Source organism: Endozoicomonas sp. ALC013 (assembly GCF_049310205.1).
GTDB lineage: Bacteria > Pseudomonadota > Gammaproteobacteria > Pseudomonadales > Endozoicomonadaceae > Endozoicomonas.
In genome coordinates, this window is sequence record NZ_JBLYNS010000408.1 from 1 (window position 1) to 1,080 (window position 1,080).

1 protein-coding gene is annotated in these 1,080 nt (G+C 54.3%); it reads right to left on the reverse strand.

All coding sequences use genetic code 11. From position 1 onward, the window contains the following. The coding region (locus ACO6V1_RS24170) for a DUF1601 domain-containing protein (protein ID WP_422469180.1) at window positions 1-1,080 on the reverse strand (1,080 nt) is incomplete at both ends.

Sequence of the window (1,080 nt, forward strand, 5' to 3'; positions counted from 1 at the left end):
TGCATCGTTGAGCCCTGCTGTCCACTCCTGCCCGTTGTCCACCAGTTTCGCCATGGTCCACAGCAGGTTGGCGATAGCCTGTGGTGTAAAGTTGGCTTTCTGTGGCTTCACTTGGGACAAAAGCGCGGCCAGGGCCTCTTTGAGCTGTGGTGTCCGCTCCAGCCCGTTGTCCACCAGTTTCGCCATGGCCCACAGCAGGTTGGCGATATGCTGAGGAATAAATTGGTCTTTCTGTGCGTTCACGAGGGGCAACAGCGCGACCACGGCTTCTTTGAGTTCTGGTGTCTGCTCCAGCCCGTTGTCCACCAGTTTCGCCATGGCCCACAGCAGGTTGGCGATATGCTGAGGAATAAATTGGTCTTTCTGTGCGTTCACGAGGGGCAACAGCACGGCCACAGCCCCTTTAAGCACTGGTGTCTGCTTCTGGCCGTTGTCCACCAGTTTCGCCATGGCCCACAGCAGGTTGGCGATATGCTGAGGAATAAATTGGTCTTTCTGAGCGTTCACGAGAGACAACAGCGATGCCACGGCCTCGTTGAACTCTGGTGTCTGCTCCTGCCCGTTCTTCACCAGTTTCGCCATAGCCCACAGCAGGTTGGTGATTTCCTGTGGTTTAAAGTGAGCTTTCTGTGCATTCACGTTGGGCAATAGGCTGGCCACGGCCTCATTGAGCCCTGGTGTCCGCTCCTGCCCGTTGTCCACCAGTTTCGCCATGGCCCACAGCAGGTTGGCAATATGCTGAGGAATAAATTGGTCTTTTTGTGCGTTCATGTGGGGCAACAGTGCGGCCACAGCCTCGTTGAGCCCTGGTTTTCGCTCCTGCCCGCTGTCTACCAGTTTCGCCATGGCCCACAGCAGGTTGGCGATTCCCTGGGCATCAATATCCCTGGCTTCAGGTTTTTGGTTGCACTTGAATATTATTGCATCAAATAGCGTTGACAATAAGTTAGCCTGAGTAATTTTAACTCGCTCATCCATGGGTTTAGGAAGGGCAAAAACACCTGCTGAAGTGAATGAGTGCAGTGTTGTCGTCAGGCTTCGCCAATTCCAGCTCCGCGTTGCTGTGAAATTTTGCAGCAC